Raw genomic sequence first — 16,575 nt, 5'->3', positions numbered from 1 at the left:
TGAAGCTTTTACTTGAGAATGGCGCGCTCGTCAGAGATGCTGACAACCGTCCTGAAACCAATGTTTGAACGGGCCGTATCCTGGTATTCGAAAGAGCGGGCGGCATTGCGCATAAAATAAGGACCGTCTTTCCAGGAACCTCCCTTGACTACCCGGCGCTGCATGTCTTTGGCATCGCTGCGCTGCGGCAGGTGTTGGTTACGGGGGTTCAGGTCGCCGGCTTTGGCAAGTACAGACGTACTGTAAAGGTCTGCCGTCCATTCAGCAACGTTTCCGGCCATATTGTACAAGCCGTATCCATTGGGATAAAAAGACTTCACCGGCGAGGTATAGATCCCTTTCTCTTTGACATAATTTCCAGGTCCGGATTTGAAGTTAGCCATCAGGCAGTCGCAATCGTTTTTCAGGTTATTGCCCCAGGGATATTCTTTCGCAACCAGGCCGCCCCTTGCCGCATATTCCCATTCGGCTTCTGTTGGCAGCCTGAATTCAGATTTACGCCGTTTCTTGTTGCGGCCGTAATAGTTGTTCACATAATTGGTGCGCCACACGGTAAAGGCCAGTGCCTGCCGCCAGCTAACACCCACAACCGGATAATTGGCCAGCGCCGGATGCGAAAAATAATTACGCATGAGCGGATCGTTTGCTGAATAGTTGAAATCTTTTACCCATACGGTGGTGTCAGGGTATACGTTTACCGTATCGCGAAAAGTAAACTCTTCGCGGCCGCGTACCGGGCTGTTGCGGGCGGCAAAAGCCTGTTTAAAGTCGAACAGGCTGTACTGGTATCGAAGCTGACTGACGTCCAGATCACCCTTGTTGCTGAACAAACCGTCGCTTGAAAGGAACATTCGTTCCAGATCGGGGTTTTTCTTGCGGTTTACCTTGTTCCAGATCAGCCGCCCGTCGCCTACTTTGGCCCAGTTGATGCGTTTGGGATCAAAAGAAGGATCTGTTTTCTTGCCCGGAGGCGGCTTCAGATACCAGGACTCTTTATCTGTAATGTAATTTGTGATGGCGATCGAATCGCGCACCCAGTTTACGAACTTGTGGTAAAGTTTATTGTCAACCTCGGTCTCATCCATGTAAAAGGAAGAAACACTCACTTTCCGCTGCTGCGAAAGCTGGTCAAAAATCTCATTCTCCTTGCTTTGGCCCATGACAAAGGAACCGGAAGGAATAAACACCATGTGCTGCTCGCCCGGATTGGTGCTATAGGTCACTTTTGCAGATTTCCGCGCAAGCTCTGCCGTTCTGCTGCTGTTAAAGCTGTTACAGGCGGTAAATGAGAAGCAGCATGAAAGGACCCAAAGTAGATGTTTGGACATTATCGGCTATTACGTCTGGATGAAATTTCTTTTTGAACTAAGATAGTAATCCGGGCGCAATTCAGGCTATTTATTTGAAATTTTAACATAGTTCTCGATAGCCATGATCATGGAAGGAACGCCGGGGGCAGGAGCTGCGATGTCGACGATTAACCCATTCTCTTCCACTGCTTTCGAGGTATTTGTACCGAAGGCGGCAATGCGTGTTTTGTTTTGTTTGAAGTCAGGGAAGTTTTTGTAGAGCGACTGGATGCTTGACGGACTGAAAAAGGCGATCACGTCATAAAACACATCTGCAAGGTCTGAAAGATCACTTACAACCGTGCGAAAAAGAACTGCAGGTGTGAAATTATACCCGTTTTTCTCAAGAAAGTTCATGGTGTCTTCAGTAGCCACGTCAGAGCAGGGATAAAGAAACTTTTCGTTCGCATGTTTTTTTAGTACCTCGGCCAGGTCGGCAGCGGTCTGTTTGCCAAAAAAGATCTTCCTTTTGCGGTACTGAATGTATTTCTGCAGGTAAAGGGCGATGGTTTCAGACAGGCAGAAATATTTCAGGTCGGCAGGCACTTCATAACGCATCTCTTCACAAATCCGGAAAAAGTGATCTGCTGCATTGCGGCTTGTGAAGATCACAGCCGTAAAGTCTGCAAGGTTAATTTTTTCCTTTCTGAAATCGCGAGCCGGAACGCCTTCCACATGGATGAAAGAGCGAAAATCGATTTTTAAGTTGTACTTTTTTGCGAGGTCAAAGTAAGGAGATTTTTCCGTCTCGGGCTTCGGTAAAGTGATCAGGATACTTTTTACTTTAGTCCTTCTTTCTTCAATCTTATCTTGCATTGTCTGGATCCGCTATAAACCTATGGTCTTTATTAATATCAAAATAGGACATATTTCGAGGGCGCAAAAGTACAGAAACAAATAGACTTTTGAAAACTTATTGTGAGACAGAATATTAATTCCCGCCCTGATCAGTTGAAATGTGAAAATGACCCCCGTCATGATGCCCGCCAACACGATAAAAAACTGGCCGTACCGCAGCGGCATTAAAGCAAATGCCAGGACCAGCGGCATAAACACCAGCGAGGCATTGAAATAGCTCAGATAAAGGATCGATACATACTCTCCTACAGGCTTTTGAATGTTAAACAGAAAGCCCAGGAACCGCAGCACCAGGATTTTCAGCGCATATAACAGGATGATGACGACCGATATCCCCGCATAAAACTCAAATTCACGCCAGGGCGAGGATACGCCATAATAAGTGCTGGCTAGGTAAAAGAACATACCGATCGTAAAGCCAAACTGAATGAACAACAGCAGGAAAGGCCAGGAAGTAAACAGGTTCTCTTCCTTGTTCAGGTTCGACAACACCCGGTTGCTGAAGAAAGACAGGACAATGGTCTGCAGCTGCCTGAAAAATGAAAACTTGAGGATGGCAAACAGGAGCAGGAGCATAAAAATAACGCCCAGCACCCAAACCTTGCCTTTCGCCAATGGTTTGCCTTCGCGCACGCGGCTTTCCTTTTTTTTAAGGTGGCCATACTTGGCAAACCATCCTGCCAGGTCGAATTTGGGATAAAGGTATTCCTTTTCAAGCCGGTCGAGTGTCTGGTTGGGCAGCGGCGTACCCGGGCGGTGCAGCCATACCTGGTAAATCGACGAATCGGTAAAACGGCGTTGCTTTTCCAGGTATGCCGAGTCGCGCAGCGGCCGCCACCTGGAAACCCGCTGCAGGCTGTCGGCCACAGGCGCAACCTGTGCTGCCGCACTGAAACAGCAGATCATAAAAGCAAATGCGAAAAGGTGTTTGAGCATGTGCGGCGTTTCCCGGTTTATGTGAGCAAAGTTAGGGCATTATTTGCGGATTGGCCAGCCCAGGCCTGATTTATCTTTGCTCAGCCACAACCAGCGGGTTCATGCCGCCAATAATCGTAACTTTGCAGCGTGTTCGGCATTTACATTCACATTCCGTTTTGCAGGAAAGCCTGCCATTATTGCGACTTTCATTTTTCAACCTCTTTGAATTACATGGATGAGATGGTCGATGCGATCTGCAAAGAGATCGCGTTGAAAGCCGACCGGGTAAGCGGCACCGCAGGAAGCATTTATTTTGGGGGCGGTACCCCATCGATCCTGCCGGCAACAGCCCTGCAAAAGATCTTTCAGACCCTTGAAAAACATTTCGACATTGCGACCGGCGCAGAGATTACGCTCGAGGCAAATCCTGACGACCTGAATGCGGCGGCGCTGAAGACAATGCGCGCGTTGCCCGTAAACCGGTTCAGCATCGGTGTGCAATCGTTTTTCGAGGAAGACCTGCGGTGGATGAACCGGGCACACCATGCCGGCGAAGCCATAGACAGCATCAGGCGCAGCCAGGACGCAGGTTTTGAGAATCTGAGCATTGACCTCATTTATGGTTATCCGCTGCTCAGTGATGAAAAATGGGAAAGCAACCTTGCAACCGCTATTTCCTTGCAGGTTCCACACCTTTCTTCGTATTCCCTGACAGTTGAGCCGCGCACGGCGCTCGCGGCCGCTATCGAAAAAAGAAAGGAGCCGGCACCAACCGATGCGCAAAGCGCCGAGCAGTTCAGGATGCTGATGGCGCGCCTCCAGTCTGCTCGTTTTGAACACTATGAAATTTCCAACTTTGCCTTGCCGGGCCAATATGCGGTGCACAATACGAACTACTGGCGGGGTGTCCCCTACCTGGGTATCGGACCCTCAGCGCATGGGTTTGACGGGCATACGCGTTACATGAACATGGCCAGCAATGCAACTTACATGCAGGCGCTTTTGCGCGGGCAGCTGGCCGAAGAGCGGGAACTCCTGACTGATCATGACCGCTACAATGAATACGTCATGACGAGCCTGCGTACCATGTGGGGGCTGGATCCTGAACTTGTGATAAGCCGGTTTGGAAGATCTTATCACGATTACCTGCACACCGCGCTTGGAAAATTGGGCAGCAACGACTGGCTCATTTCCGGCGACGGCAAAATCAAACTGACCACCGAAGGCAAGCTGTATGCAGACCACATTGCCTCAGAATTATTTAAAGTTGATGAAGAATAACAGCATGAACGGCAAGGTTGTCTGGATAACGGGCGCCTCCTCCGGAATCGGCGAGGCACTTGCCTATGCCTGCGCAGCAGCAGGCGCAAAACTGATCCTGTCTGCCCGCAACCGGGACGAGTTGTTCCGGGTAAAACAAAACTGCCGGTCGCAGGCGCACGTGCATGTGCTGCCGGTCGATCTTGAACAGGCAGACACGCTCGTGGATAAAGCTGCGAACGCACTCAGGATCTATGGACGTATCGATCTGCTTATCAACTCGGCAGGCATCAGCCAGCGCGGCCGGGCGCTTGAGACCAGCAGCGAAACCGAACACCGCATCATGAACACCAATTTCTGGGGTACCGTAGCGCTCAGCAAGGCTGTTCTGCCCGCCATGGTTGCCGCACGTTCCGGTCACCTGGTCTGCATCAGCAGCATTGCAGGCAAGCTGGGCACAAAGAACCGTTCGGCTTATGCCGCCTCCAAACATGCGCTGCATGGCTATTTCGACTCGCTGCGGGCCGAACTGCATGCAGATAACATCAACGTCACCCTGGTATGCCCGGGTTATATCAAAACCAACATCTCTTTAAACGCGCTGACCGCCTCGGGGCAGCCACAGGGTACCATGGACCACAACCAGGCAAACGGCATTTCTCCGGAAGACTGCGCCGCAGCCATCATGAAGGCCATTGCCGCACGGCGCGAGGAAATGTACATTGGCGGTCAGGAAACCATGGCGGTCTGGCTGAAGAGATTTTTTCCCGGCTTCCTCTCAAAAAAGCTTCGCGAGCGTGAAAAATAAAATTAAGTAGCTGTTAATCAATGTATTATACATATCTTTAGCATTTATTTTCATTTTTTAAAATCCGGGTGGCCGGCTGCCTCCGTACATCTGATCACAAAACAAGCAGGCCTTGAACCCGTAAAGATTTAAAGCTTACCCTGATCAGTAAACCTTAGCCGGTGTTCCCTGCATTCAAAAACATGAAAATGAAAAAACTCTTTACCTCTGCAATAGCCATCGTAGCGATTGCCTTTGCAACCAATGTTTATGCCCAAAGCAACAAAATGGTAGGCGGAGCCGCCATGTATCCAACTAAAGACATCGTAGACAATGCCGTAAACTCGAAAGACCACACCACGCTCGTCGCTGCAGTAAAAGCAGCCGGCCTGGTCGATGTACTGAAAGGTGCCGGTCCGTTCACCGTTCTCGCGCCAACCAATGCCGCTTTTGCCAAACTGCCAGCAGGAACTGTAACCAGTTTACTTAAGCCCGAAATGAAAGATATGCTGACCAAAGTGCTGACCTACCACGTCGTAGCAGGAAAGATGGGCAGCAAAGAAATTGCGAAAGCCATCAAAGCCGGCGGCGGCAAAGCTGAACTGGCCACCGTTCAGGGGGGGAAACTGTGGGCCTGGATGGAAGGTAAAAACCTGATGATCAAGGACGAAAAAGGCGGGACAGCAACCGTAACCATTGCTGACGTATTTCAGAAAAACGGCGTGATCCACGTCATCGACACGGTACTCATGCCTAACTAGGCGCATTTTACACACCAAAACAATGCAGGCGGCACCTTCGGGTGCCGTTTTTTTTTTAATTTAAATACGCAGACAAACTGACTTTCGCGGTACGATTGTCAGCTTTTTTTCAGAATTTAAAGACCGCTGCACCGGGCACCTTATTTTAGATTAATTTTGCAGCAGGTTTATATTAATTTAACAGGATGAAATTCGATTTATCTCCAATCGACATCGTTGACGACATCACGAAATCAGAGTTTGAGCAGAAATACCTCAATCTGAGAAAGCCCGTTATCATCAGGAAGATGGCAAAAAATTGGCCGGCCTACGAAAAATGGACGATGGATTACATGAAACAGGTTGTCGGCGACACGAAAGTTCCTTTGTATGATAGTTCGAAAGCCGACCCGTCCAAACCCATTAACGCCTCAGCTGCCGAGATGAAATTTGGCGACTACATTGACCTGATCAGGGAAACGCCAACCGACCTGCGCATCTTTCTTTTTGATCCGATCAAATTTGCGCCCGACCTGCTTAACGACTATCGGGCACCGAAAGAGCTGATGGGCGGATTCCTGGACAGCTACCCGAATATGTTTTTCGGGGGGCAGGGTTCTGTGACTTTCCTGCACTATGACATAGACCTGGCGCACATCTTCCATACACATTTCAATGGCCGAAAGCACATTATTTTGTTCGACTACAAATGGAAAGAACGGCTTTACCAGATTCCATTCGCAACCTATGCGCTCGAAGACTATGATGTGGAACGCCCTGATTTTGAAAAGTTCCCCGCACTTAAAGGTGTGCAGGGACTGGAAGGATTCCTGGAACATGGCGACACGCTCTTTATGCCAACGGGTTACTGGCACTGGATGAAGTATCTGGATGGCTCTTTCTCCATCAGCCTGCGGGCCTGGGACAAAAGCTGGGCGGTCAAGGCAAAAAGCTTATACAACCTGACCATTCAACGGAAATTCGATGATTTTATGAAAGGAAATTTCCGTGAGAAATACATGACCTGGAAAGAACAACTTGCCGTTAAACGCGCCAACAAGGCACTGGCAAACCATTTACCCCGGTAATTAAACACATTAATCTGAAGCCGGCCTCGCTGCCGGCTTTTTCGTTTCTGCACATGCACCTTCACATAGACAACATCAGGGAAGAAATTACGCCGCTTCGTCAGCGCATCAACGAACACCCCCTTTATCGGTCAGTTGCTGGAATTAAAGAACTGCGCATTTTCATGCAGTTCCATATTTACGCCGTGTGGGACTTTATGTCGCTGCTCAAAGCACTCCAGATTCGCCTTACAGGCGTATCGATTCCCTGGTTCCCTGTTGGCGACCCGCACACGCGGCAGCTCATTAACCAGATTGTTGCCGGTGAGGAAGCAGACACGGACGAAACCGGTAGTATCAAGAGTCATTTCGAAATGTACCTGGACGCCATGCAGCAGTGTGGTGCAGATACCGGCCCTGTGCTTGAGTTTTTGCGTAACCTGCAGCAGGGTGAGACACTGCAGGCTGCCTGCCAGGCGGCGGGCGTACCAGCTGCCGCCCGGCAGTTTATGGAATATACATTTCAGCTCATCGGAAATGCGCGGTTGCATGAAACAGCAGCCGCCTTTACCTTTGGTCGCGAAGACCTCATCCCGGGTATGTTTATCTCCATGGTGCGCGATCTGAACAGTGCTGGCAACGGCTCCATCTCTAAGTTTCACTATTACCTGGAACGCCATATCGAAGTGGATGGCGATGAGCACAGCCACCTGGCGCTTGCCATGACCGAAAAACTCTGCCATGGCGACCCCCAGCATTGGCAGGAAGCATCTGCCGCGGCAAAACAGTCGCTCGTGATGCGCATAGCGCTTTGGGATGCCGCCCTGACAGCGATCGAACTGAACAGGATTCGGGGCACGGACACGCAATAGATGCGGCCGTATCAGGATAATTTTACATCTTTGCTGCAAGAGAAAAAATTCAGAGATGTAGCTGGGTCCTTTCCTTCTCTATGATCAAGATGGGCTTTAAATTGGCTACCGTCGATGTTGTTGAAGACATCAGTGCAGCAGACTTCAGGAAAAATTACCTGCTCCCGCGCAAACCACTCGTTATTAAAGGGCTGACCAAGACCTGGCCTGCACGCGAAAAATGGTCAGCAGCTTACCTTAAAGACCTGGCCGGCGACCTCACCGTTCCTTTGTACGATAACTCGAAGGCTGATCCTTCCAAGCCTATTAACCAGGCCGCCTCACACATGAAATTTGGCGATTACCTCGACCTGATTAAGCGGGAGCCTACCGAGCTGCGCATCTTTTTCTTTAACCTCTTCAAGCACAGGCCCGAATTGCTGAGAGACATCGAACTGCCGCGCTCCCTGATGGGCGGCTTTTTAGAGAGCATGCCCGCCATGTTCTTTGGCGGATCGGATTCTGTTACCTTCCTGCACTACGATATTGACCTTCCGCACCTTTTTCATACACATTTTTGCGGACGGAAACATGTGATCCTGTTTGACAACAAGTGGAAAAAACGTCTCTATGAACTTCCCAATACCACGTATGCACTTGAAGATTACGATGTAGCGAATCCGGATACCAGCCGTTTCCCGGCGCTTGAGGGTGTTGAAGGGTACGAGGTATTCCTCGAACACGGAGACACCTTGTTCATGCCGACCGGCATGTGGCACTGGATGAAATACCTGGACGGCTCTTTTTCCCTGACCTTGCGTGCATGGGATGCATCCTGGACCCGTAAAGCGCAGAGCGTGATGAGCCTTGCCATGAAAGGCGGACTGGACAGCATGCTGAAAATGGCTTTTAAAGGCCGTTATGCCAGGTGGCGGGAAAAAATTGCAATAAAACGCGCTGAACGGGCGCTGGCAGCCGGTAAACCTTAATTCAGAATGTTCTGCTAGGAACTGTGGTCTACAAAAATTTTCCAGCCCTGCGCCGTTTTGCGCATCAGTAGCGTAAAAAATCCTTTCGGCTCATCTTTTTCCCGTTTCAGGTGCCATCCGCCAAGCACAAATGCAACGTCGGCGGCCAGGAATTCGACCTTCCGGATATCAAAGGTGAGTGTACCCATTGCCGCCTTATCAGGATAACCTTGCCGGTAATTGTCCAGCGTCTGCTGCCAGCCGTAAGTGGGCCCGCTTTGGCCTACGAAGAGTACGCTGTCACTTTTCTGGTAGGTCTGCATAAATGTTTCCAGGTCGCCTTTGTTCCAGGCTTTGCGCTGGGTGTCAAGCACACTGAGTATGTCGCGGCGATCTGCGGCAGTTTGGGCCTGAACGGTCAGGTTACCCAGGCAAAGCAGTGCAAGCACAAAAAGGCTGAAGAGGTTCCGGTTTCTCATGCCGAAAGATAGTGATTTTAACCCGCTGAAAAAATGCTTGCAAAGCCTGGTTCCGCCACCTATTTTTAGAAATGCAAAAAAGAGTTGTTGCCATTGGCGAAATTTTATGGGACATGCTGCCATCAGGCCGGAAACCCGGAGGTTCGAGCATGAACGTTGCGCTGAACCTGCACAAGCAGGGTGTAGATTGCGCCTTTGTCAGTGCCATTGGCAGGGATGCGGCAGGCCGGGAACTCTGCGATTTTCTCGCTGCACAGAATTTTTCGGCAGCCTTTATTCAGCAAAACGCTCTGCCCACCAGTACCGTCGATGTAACGCTTGACGCTTCGGGCCAGGCCACCTACACCATAGCTGAGCCCGTAGCCTGGGATGCCATCGATGCCAGCCCCGCCCTGCTGCAAATGGCCCGGGAGGCAGACGCGTTCGTGTATTGTTCGCTTACCTGCCGCAGCAGCCAGACACGCAGCACCGTGCTTCAGTTGCTGGAATATGCTTCTTTCCGCGTTTTCGATATCAATTTGCGGCCGCCTCATTTCAGTCCCGAGACACTTGCAGCATTGCTCCATGCGGCAGACCTGCTGAAAATCAACGAGGAAGAGATCGTGTACCTGCAGCAAACTTTCGACCTGCAGCCTGGAGATGAAAGCCGGCTGCTTAAGCAGATCAGCCAGAAGTTTGACATTCCGGTCATTTGCCTGACGCTCGGCGGTGCCGGGGCGCGGGTCTGGTCGGGAGACATGCTGTACGCGCATCCCGGTTACCAGGTTGCCGTTGCAGACACGGTCGGTGCCGGCGACGCCTTCCTGGCTACCTTTGTGGCGAGCTACCTGCAGGGCTACCCGCTCGAAACGACGCTTGACCGCGCCTGCAAAGTCGGGGCTTTCGTGGCTTCGCAGCCCGGCGCGAACCCTGAATACGGCCCAACTGTGTTCAACTGAAAGGGTCCGGCCGCACCAGGACCGCTCCGGATGGTTGAAAGAAGGTTCTGTAACGCAGCAGTCTGCAGCTCCGCAACCGGTTGGGCGGGGTGTACCAAAAATGACATCCGCCTTAAAAAATTGCCTGACCAAACTTTTAACTTAGTTGTTCCTTTAAAAGATATGCGCGGTTTCAGATTTACAGATTTTTTGCCCGGCGATCTGCCGAAAGGCGGCTTCGACGAGTTGCTCAAGCTTTTCAGCGAGTTGCTCAACTACACCGCAGGCGATGCCGGCGAAGCGCTTTCCTGGCTCAACGAGCTGGACAAACAATACAAACTGACCGGCAACGATTACGGCATCGGCGATTTTATACAGGATCTGAAAGACAAGGGTTACCTGAACGAGGATCCTGCAGATGGTGAACTGAAGATCACTGCAAAAACTGAGCAGACCATTCGCAAATCGGCACTGGAAGAAATATTCGGCAAACTGAAAAAGGCCGGACGAGGAAACCACAACAGCAACATTTCGGGCGTAGGCGAGGAAAAAAATGCAGACAGGCGGGAGTTCAACTTCGGCGACAGCCTGGATCAGATCGACATGACCGCCTCCATACACAATGCGCAGATCAACCACGGCATCGGCAATTTCACGTTAACTGAGCGCGATCTGGAAGTTGAAGAGAAAGATTACAAGACACTTACCTCGACCGTGCTGATGATCGACATCTCGCACAGCATGATCCTTTATGGTGAAGACCGGATTACGCCGGCGAAAAAAGTGGCCATGGCTCTGGCCGAACTGATCAAAACGCGGTATCCGAAAGACACCCTTGACATTGTGGTGTTCGGAAACGACGCCTGGCCCATCAGCATTAAAGATTTACCTTATCTGCAGGTTGGGCCATACCATACCAATACATTCGCCGGACTCGAGCTGGCGGCCGATCTGCTTAGAAGAAGGAAAACACACAACAAACAGATCTTTATGATCACCGACGGTAAACCTACCTGCCTGAAGGAAAACGGCCGTTATTACAAAAACAGCATGGGCCTGGACCGCAAGGTAATAAACAAGACGCTGAACATGGCAGCACAGTGCAAGCGGCTCAACATTCCGATCACCACCTTCATGATCGCTAAAGACCCTTACCTGCAGCAGTTTGTAAGGCAATTCACAGAGATCAACGGCGGACGGGCCTTTTACAGCTCGCTGAACGGCCTGGGCGAATATATTTTTGAAGATTACATTAAGAATCGCAGGCGAACAGTACGCTAGCCGCGAACAACGAACATACATGGACATCAACATAACAACACTCGGCGAACTTAAAAAAAGCGGCTACCGCAGCCGCTCGGTAAAAGAAGAGCTTCGCTCAAACCTCATCCAACTCCTGCGTACCAATAAAGAAGGTTTCCAGGGAATTTTAGGTTACGAGGAAACAGTCATTCCGGAATTGCAAACCGCGCTGCTGTCAAGGCATAACGTGCTGCTGCTCGGTCTTCGCGGCCAGGCGAAAACTAGGATTGCCCGATTAATGGTCAATTTGCTCGACGAATACGTGCCTTACATTGCCGGCAGCGAGATCTTCGAAGACCCGCTTCAGCCGATTTCCTGGTATGGCCGGTCACAGATCGAGGCGCGAGGCGACGAAACGCCTGTTGCCTGGCTGCACCGTTCAGAACGCTACACGGAAAAACTGGCCACGCCTGACGTGACAGTAGCTGACCTCGTGGGTGATGTAGATCCAATCAAAGCAGCAAGTCTGAAGCTGAATTACAACGATGAGCGTGTGATTCACTACGGACTGATACCCCGGGCCCACCGCGGCATATTTGTTATCAATGAGTTGCCCGACCTCCAGGCGCGCATCCAGGTGGCTTTGTTTAACATGCTGCAGGAAAAAGACATCCAGATCAGGGGCTTCAAATTGCGCCTCCCACTTGATATTCAGTTTGTTTTTACTGCCAATCCTGAAGATTATACCAACCGTGGCTCAATTGTAACGCCGCTTAAGGACCGGATTGAAAGCCAGATTCTGACCCATTACCCGAAGAGCATTGATATTTCGCGCAAAATCACTTTCCAGGAAGCGAAACTTACCGACGAGCAGAAAACGCAGGTCGAGGCCGACGGATTGCTGAAGGACCTGGTAGAACAGGTCGCTTTCGAAGCCCGGAAAAGCGAGTACATTGACCAGAAGTCGGGGGTATCTGCCCGGCTTACCATCTCGGCTTACGAAAACCTGATCAGTACGGCCGAGCGGCGTATGATTGTGAATGACGAAAAAAGCACCTTTGTCAGGCTTTCCGATCTGAGCGGCATTACGCCGGCCATTACCGGTAAAATTGAACTGGTATACGAAGGTGAACTGGAGGGACCAGTGCATGTGGCCAACACCCTGATCGGGAAAGCCATCAAGACGCTGTTCACCCGTTACTTCCCCGATCCGGAGAAAGCCAAAAAGAGCAAGCGGGCCAACCCATACGCAATTATTACAGAATGGTTCAGCGAGGGGCATACTGTAGACCTGACTGATCAGCTATCGCAGGTGCAGTATAAAAAGCTCTTAATGGAAGTGCCCGGCTTGTACGACCTGGTCAAAAAATTTCACAGCAAACTTACAGAGAACCAGACGCTGGTGATGATGGAGTTTGTGCTGCACGGTCTGGCCGAGTTTTCACAGCTTAGTAAAAACAACATGGCAGGCGGAACGGGCTTTTCAGATATGTTCGGCAGCCTGTTCAACGCAGAGTTTGGAGATGAGGATAACGAAGACGAGGACCTGCGATAACTGACGGCCTGTCAGACCGGTTGCCATGGCACCCTATTTGACAAGCTAACCAAAATTCCGGAATCTAATGGGAAGAACTTCCTTACTGATCCTTGCCTCGCTGTTTGTCCTGGCATTTGATGTTTATTGTTATAAAGCCTTGTTATCGGTTTTCCACAAGTGGAGGCCACGCACAAAGCGAATTTTTACGGTGCTCTATTGGGGGTACAGCATTGTGCTGATCGTCGGGGTTTTCTGCAGCATTTACCTGAACCTTTACCTGACCATCAGGTCTGTTATCCTGGTGGCGTTTTTTCTGACTGTAGTCTGCAAGATCATTATGCTGCCTTTCCTGCTGGTCGATGACATACGCCGCGGTGGAATAAAACTATGGCGTTACGCACGAAAGAGTAAAACGCTTTCGTCTGCAGATCCTGAGCCGGTACATGCCGGCGAACCGATCAGCCGCTCGGCCTTTCTTGTAAAGACGGGCCTGGTTGCCGCCGCGATCCCGCTGAGTTCGCTTAGCTGGGGCATCATCTCCGGCGCATATGATTACCGGGTTCGCCGCCAGAAGCTGGTGTTACCCAATCTGCCCAAAGCGTTTGACGGCATCAAAATGGCCCAGATATCAGATATCCACTCCGGGAGTTTTTACAACCGGAAGGCCGTTCAGGGCGGGATTGATCTGCTTTTGAGCGAGAAGCCCGATTTTGTTTTTTTTACCGGCGACCTGGTTAACAACCTGGCTAGCGAAATGCGCGACTATCAGGACATTTTTGCAAAGGTAAAGGCGCCCCTGGGGGTATACTCCTCGCTGGGAAACCATGATTATGGTGACTATTATTTCGGCCGCAATCCTTCTGCAGCACGTACAAAGAACCTGAACGACCTCAAGGCCGTGCACAAGGTCATGGGATACGACCTGCTGATGAATGAACATCGCCGCTTAAAAGTAGATGGAGAGGAGATCGGTATTCTGGGTATTGAAAATTGGGGAATGGGTCGGTTCCCGAAATACGGTCGGCTGGACCTTGCTGTAAAAGATACTGATGATTTGCCTGTCAAACTGCTGCTGTCTCATGATCCATCGCACTGGCGGGGAGAAGTGCTGGAAAAATATCCGCAGATCGATGCCATGTTCAGCGGGCATACCCATGGCATGCAGTTCGGCGTCAGGCTCGACCAGTTCCAGTGGAGCCCGGTCCAATACATTTACAAGGAGTGGGCGGGCTTATACCAGGAAAAACGCCAGCAATTGTACGTCAATGTAGGTTACGGCTTCTTAGGCTATCCGGGCCGGGTCGGCATGCTGCCGGAGATCACAATTTTTGAGCTTAAACAGGCTTAAATTTAAAAGAAAATAATTCTCTTTTTCAGAAATATTGGATCAAAGTTGGTAACTTTATGAAAGTTACCACCTTTAAAGGCTGGATTCTGTCTTGTGCTTTTTGATAAAGACGCCAGAATCGATCAGGCCCCCATAGTACGATTGCCAGCGCATCCGGCGATAGCCGCGGCTCAGAAATACCTGCTCCATATCTGGCATGTGCCTGACCTCAACAATGTCCAGCAGGTTGAAAAAACGGTACATGATTTTAGCTAACATTTGCTGCCACCAGGCATCAGCTGGCTCAGGCTTTTTAAAGTCCGCATATATCCATCGCCCGCCGGGAACCAGCAGCCGGTCCAGGTTTGCAAAGAGTTCCTCTGCCCCGGCCTGCGCAAAGTGATCGAAAATAAACGGGGTAAAAATCACATCGAATGGGTTCTCAGTTGAATAATTCACCGCAGAAGCCTTTACAAACTCAATCCTGTTGTTGCCCCTGGCACGGCCTTCAGACAACCTGGTCATCTGCTCAGATGTTTCCACGTAAACGATATCAAGCGCCTGCGGTGTCTTTGCCAACTCGTCAAGTATCCAGCCCGTGCCCCCACCGGCAATCAAAAGACGCCGGCCAGCGGTAAGTTCGCCCAGGTGGTCGGTCTGTGCCCTGACCTGCGCCCCGCCAAACACCAGCCGGCTCATCCAGTCATAATGCGCCGCTATCCGGTCATAGCCCCTTTTCTTCATGCCCCTGAAAATTGCATACCAAGAATGCCGCATAACGCTTTAAACAAGATGAGTCCGTCGATCACCATCAGGTAATAAAGAATCGGCTGCCGTTTGTGCATGGAATACGCGACCGCAATGGTAGCGATAAACGGCAGAACATTGAAGAGAACCTGTAACGGACTGAAGGCCCTGAACCAGGCAAACACGAAGAGCGAGAGAAGACCGATGAGCAGAAGGGGTATCAGAATGTAAAATATGGTGCGGCGCAGGCCGAAACGAACCACGAACGTACGCAAATGCCGGTTCGCATCGCTCGGGTAATCCTTGATATCGAACAGGATGGCATTTACCGTACAGAACATCCAGTTCTTTATAAACAGCCAGATCCATAAGGGCAGGTCTTCTTCTGCCACGCCCCGCTCGACCTTTAACACCACAAGCAACAAAACGTTTACGCAGCAGGCCCAGACGAAGCCGATCACAAATGCCTTTAGCCACCCCGTATTGCGCAGGTTCAGCCATGCTGCGGGCGCCGGGAGCAGGCCGTAGTACAGCGCGGCGGCCAGAACCAGGACACCGATGCTGAGCCAATAGTCTGGAGGCAGGGTCATGATTGATGAAAAGTTACGGCCAACCAACCAAAGCAGCAGCGCCATACACACAACCGATAACGCCACCTGGCTGCTGCGTACAAAGTGGCGGTGCTCCTGGTACCAGCGCGTACGGGCATTGCTGGTGCCAACCTGGGTGCCCTTGCCGATATATGCATAGGTGTAATACACAACAGGAGCGAGAAAAAGCAGCAAATAATAAGCGGGCGAACAGGCAGGAAGACGCAATTGCAAACTGGCCTCTGCGGTCAGTGCGACTGCCAGCAGGCCAACGAAGTAATTGCCAAAAAAAATAAAGCGGATAACCGACCCGTTCATAACATCTTGTGATTTACAATATTGCCCATTTTAGGGCATTGCTGCAAGAAACCATCCCTGCCAATTGCCCCGAACAAAGAATTATATGTATTTTTGAATAGATACGGATGTGCTGCCGCATCCCTTCCGATGCGTACAAACCCCGGTTATCCGGCCGGGTGGGTTACCGCAAACCGGCTGTATGAATATTGTTGTACCATAAACACCCTGCTATGAAAAACTATCTATATGTATTATTCCTCGCCTGCCTGCTTGGCAGCTGCCTGGAGAAGGTTGACCTGGCCAGCCTGAACGGATCTAAATGGGAACTGACCGAGCTTCCGGGCAAAACGCTCCCGGCTAACGGTAAAGGCACCTTAAATATTGACGGCAATAAGATTGGCGGCAAAGCTTTTTGCAACGGCTTCGGAGGCAGTGTCGAAGTAACAGGCAATAAGATCCGCATTGGCGAGATCATCTCTACAAAAATGTTCTGTGAACAATTGAGCGAATTTGAACAGGCTTATATCAGCGCATTGGAACGCGCCAACACCGTTAAAATGGAAGGCGCGAAACTTGTGCTGTCAGACGACGGCCAGAAGCTACTGGTTTTTTCAAAAACCAACTAATCGATAAAAGGG

General features: G+C 50.6%; 17 protein-coding genes. 11 read left to right on the top strand and 6 right to left on the bottom strand.

The window, feature by feature from the left end; genetic code table 11:
• Positions 1-8 precede the first annotated feature (8 nt).
• The 3 genes from porK to C7T94_RS04985 all read right to left on the bottom strand — a co-directional run bounded on the left by porK (position 9) and on the right by C7T94_RS04985 (position 3,143).
• Complete coding sequence (gene porK, locus C7T94_RS04995) at positions 9-1,328, bottom strand: T9SS ring complex lipoprotein PorK/GldK (RefSeq protein WP_107214167.1); 1,320 nt, start codon at positions 1,326-1,328, stop codon at positions 9-11.
• A 66-nt stretch (positions 1,329-1,394) separates the two neighbouring features.
• Positions 1,395-2,165, bottom strand: coding sequence for a uroporphyrinogen-III synthase (locus C7T94_RS04990; RefSeq protein ID WP_107214165.1), 771 nt, complete (start codon positions 2,163-2,165; stop codon positions 1,395-1,397).
• A 12-nt stretch (positions 2,166-2,177) separates the two neighbouring features.
• The gene (locus C7T94_RS04985; RefSeq protein WP_107214163.1) at positions 2,178-3,143 is read right to left on the bottom strand and encodes a DUF4271 domain-containing protein; all 966 of its coding nucleotides are present in this window, start codon (positions 3,141-3,143) and stop codon (positions 2,178-2,180) included.
• A 129-nt stretch (positions 3,144-3,272) separates the two neighbouring features.
• Between C7T94_RS04985 and hemW the strand changes: the two genes are divergently transcribed.
• The 6 genes from hemW to C7T94_RS04955 all read left to right on the top strand — a co-directional run bounded on the left by hemW (position 3,273) and on the right by C7T94_RS04955 (position 8,819).
• Complete coding sequence (gene hemW, locus C7T94_RS04980; protein ID WP_107214161.1) at positions 3,273-4,406, top strand: radical SAM family heme chaperone HemW; 1,134 nt, start codon at positions 3,273-3,275, stop codon at positions 4,404-4,406.
• Positions 4,396-5,193, top strand: coding sequence for an SDR family oxidoreductase (locus tag C7T94_RS04975; protein ID WP_239494929.1), 798 nt, complete (start codon positions 4,396-4,398; stop codon positions 5,191-5,193). Before hemW ends, C7T94_RS04975 begins: the two co-directional genes overlap by 11 nt.
• Before the next feature lie 188 nt (positions 5,194-5,381).
• The gene (locus C7T94_RS04970) at positions 5,382-5,933 is read left to right on the top strand and encodes a fasciclin domain-containing protein (protein ID WP_204353208.1); all 552 of its coding nucleotides are present in this window, start codon (positions 5,382-5,384) and stop codon (positions 5,931-5,933) included.
• Positions 5,934-6,118: 185 nt separating this feature from the next.
• Positions 6,119-7,000 (top strand): cupin-like domain-containing protein, encoded by an 882-nt coding sequence (locus tag C7T94_RS04965; protein WP_107214159.1) that lies wholly within the window; start codon positions 6,119-6,121, stop codon positions 6,998-7,000.
• Positions 7,001-7,053: 53 nt separating this feature from the next.
• Positions 7,054-7,851 (top strand): DUF3050 domain-containing protein, encoded by a 798-nt coding sequence (locus C7T94_RS04960; RefSeq protein ID WP_107214157.1) that lies wholly within the window; start codon positions 7,054-7,056, stop codon positions 7,849-7,851.
• Positions 7,852-7,940: 89 nt separating this feature from the next.
• Positions 7,941-8,819: a cupin-like domain-containing protein gene (locus tag C7T94_RS04955; RefSeq protein ID WP_107214683.1), complete on the top strand. Its 879-nt coding sequence runs from the start codon at positions 7,941-7,943 to the stop codon at positions 8,817-8,819.
• Between the two features lie 14 nt (positions 8,820-8,833).
• On the opposite strand, the gene C7T94_RS04950 is transcribed toward C7T94_RS04955, so the two are convergent.
• Positions 8,834-9,277, bottom strand: coding sequence for a YybH family protein (locus C7T94_RS04950; RefSeq protein WP_107214155.1), 444 nt, complete (start codon positions 9,275-9,277; stop codon positions 8,834-8,836).
• 71 nt (positions 9,278-9,348) lie between these two features.
• Between C7T94_RS04950 and C7T94_RS04945 the strand changes: the two genes are divergently transcribed.
• The 4 genes from C7T94_RS04945 to C7T94_RS04930 all read left to right on the top strand — a co-directional run bounded on the left by C7T94_RS04945 (position 9,349) and on the right by C7T94_RS04930 (position 14,321).
• Positions 9,349-10,215 carry a carbohydrate kinase family protein gene (locus C7T94_RS04945; protein WP_107214153.1) on the top strand — a complete coding sequence of 289 codons (867 nt, stop codon included), beginning with the start codon at positions 9,349-9,351 and terminating at the stop codon, positions 10,213-10,215.
• Positions 10,216-10,377: 162 nt separating this feature from the next.
• Positions 10,378-11,475: a vWA domain-containing protein gene (locus tag C7T94_RS04940; protein WP_107214682.1), complete on the top strand. Its 1,098-nt coding sequence runs from the start codon at positions 10,378-10,380 to the stop codon at positions 11,473-11,475.
• 19 nt (positions 11,476-11,494) lie between these two features.
• The gene (locus tag C7T94_RS04935; protein WP_107214151.1) at positions 11,495-12,991 is read left to right on the top strand and encodes a sigma 54-interacting transcriptional regulator; all 1,497 of its coding nucleotides are present in this window, start codon (positions 11,495-11,497) and stop codon (positions 12,989-12,991) included.
• Between the two features lie 67 nt (positions 12,992-13,058).
• On the top strand, positions 13,059-14,321 hold the full coding sequence (locus C7T94_RS04930) for a metallophosphoesterase (RefSeq protein WP_107214149.1): 1,263 nt from the start codon (positions 13,059-13,061) through the stop codon (positions 14,319-14,321).
• A gap of 72 nt (positions 14,322-14,393) precedes the next feature.
• Here the strand turns inward: C7T94_RS04930 and C7T94_RS04925 are convergent, their stop codons facing one another.
• Both C7T94_RS04925 and C7T94_RS04920 read right to left on the bottom strand, forming a co-directional pair.
• Positions 14,394-15,044: a class I SAM-dependent methyltransferase gene (locus C7T94_RS04925; RefSeq protein ID WP_162618548.1), complete on the bottom strand. Its 651-nt coding sequence runs from the start codon at positions 15,042-15,044 to the stop codon at positions 14,394-14,396.
• The gene (locus C7T94_RS04920; protein ID WP_107214145.1) at positions 15,041-15,955 is read right to left on the bottom strand and encodes a UbiA prenyltransferase family protein; all 915 of its coding nucleotides are present in this window, start codon (positions 15,953-15,955) and stop codon (positions 15,041-15,043) included. Before C7T94_RS04920 ends, C7T94_RS04925 begins: the two co-directional genes overlap by 4 nt.
• Positions 15,956-16,167: 212 nt before the next feature.
• Here C7T94_RS04920 and C7T94_RS04915 point away from each other — a divergent pair, with 212 nt between their 5' ends.
• Complete coding sequence (locus C7T94_RS04915; RefSeq protein WP_107214143.1) at positions 16,168-16,563, top strand: META domain-containing protein; 396 nt, start codon at positions 16,168-16,170, stop codon at positions 16,561-16,563.
• The last annotated feature ends 12 nt before the right edge of the window (positions 16,564-16,575 follow it).

The sequence above is a fragment of the Pedobacter yulinensis genome (assembly GCF_003029735.1).
GTDB lineage: Bacteria > Bacteroidota > Bacteroidia > Sphingobacteriales > Sphingobacteriaceae > Pedobacter > Pedobacter yulinensis.
This window is presented reverse-complemented; position numbering and strand designations above follow the sequence as displayed.

What these genes read in the sequence shown, in the direction of transcription:
- C7T94_RS04935 (WP_107214151.1), top strand. Translation starts at nt 11,495, where the DNA reads ATGGACATCAACATAACAACACTCGGCGAACTTAAAAAAAGCGGCTAC.
- C7T94_RS04990 (WP_107214165.1), bottom strand. Translation starts at nt 2,165, where the DNA reads ATGCAAGATAAGATTGAAGAAAGAAGGACTAAAGTAAAAAGTATCCTG.
- C7T94_RS04985 (WP_107214163.1), bottom strand. Translation starts at nt 3,143, where the DNA reads ATGCTCAAACACCTTTTCGCATTTGCTTTTATGATCTGCTGTTTCAGT.
- C7T94_RS04920 (WP_107214145.1), bottom strand. Translation starts at nt 15,955, where the DNA reads ATGAACGGGTCGGTTATCCGCTTTATTTTTTTTGGCAATTACTTCGTT.
- C7T94_RS04975 (WP_239494929.1), top strand. Translation starts at nt 4,396, where the DNA reads ATGAAGAATAACAGCATGAACGGCAAGGTTGTCTGGATAACGGGCGCC.
- C7T94_RS04970 (WP_204353208.1), top strand. Translation starts at nt 5,382, where the DNA reads ATGAAAAAACTCTTTACCTCTGCAATAGCCATCGTAGCGATTGCCTTT.
- C7T94_RS04940 (WP_107214682.1), top strand. Translation starts at nt 10,378, where the DNA reads ATGCGCGGTTTCAGATTTACAGATTTTTTGCCCGGCGATCTGCCGAAA.
- porK (WP_107214167.1), bottom strand. Translation starts at nt 1,328, where the DNA reads ATGTCCAAACATCTACTTTGGGTCCTTTCATGCTGCTTCTCATTTACC.
- C7T94_RS04965 (WP_107214159.1), top strand. Translation starts at nt 6,119, where the DNA reads ATGAAATTCGATTTATCTCCAATCGACATCGTTGACGACATCACGAAA.
- C7T94_RS04915 (WP_107214143.1), top strand. Translation starts at nt 16,168, where the DNA reads ATGAAAAACTATCTATATGTATTATTCCTCGCCTGCCTGCTTGGCAGC.
- C7T94_RS04950 (WP_107214155.1), bottom strand. Translation starts at nt 9,277, where the DNA reads ATGAGAAACCGGAACCTCTTCAGCCTTTTTGTGCTTGCACTGCTTTGC.
- C7T94_RS04925 (WP_162618548.1), bottom strand. Translation starts at nt 15,044, where the DNA reads ATGAAGAAAAGGGGCTATGACCGGATAGCGGCGCATTATGACTGGATG.
- C7T94_RS04930 (WP_107214149.1), top strand. Translation starts at nt 13,059, where the DNA reads ATGGGAAGAACTTCCTTACTGATCCTTGCCTCGCTGTTTGTCCTGGCA.
- C7T94_RS04960 (WP_107214157.1), top strand. Translation starts at nt 7,054, where the DNA reads ATGCACCTTCACATAGACAACATCAGGGAAGAAATTACGCCGCTTCGT.
- C7T94_RS04945 (WP_107214153.1), top strand. Translation starts at nt 9,349, where the DNA reads ATGCAAAAAAGAGTTGTTGCCATTGGCGAAATTTTATGGGACATGCTG.
- C7T94_RS04955 (WP_107214683.1), top strand. Translation starts at nt 7,941, where the DNA reads ATGGGCTTTAAATTGGCTACCGTCGATGTTGTTGAAGACATCAGTGCA.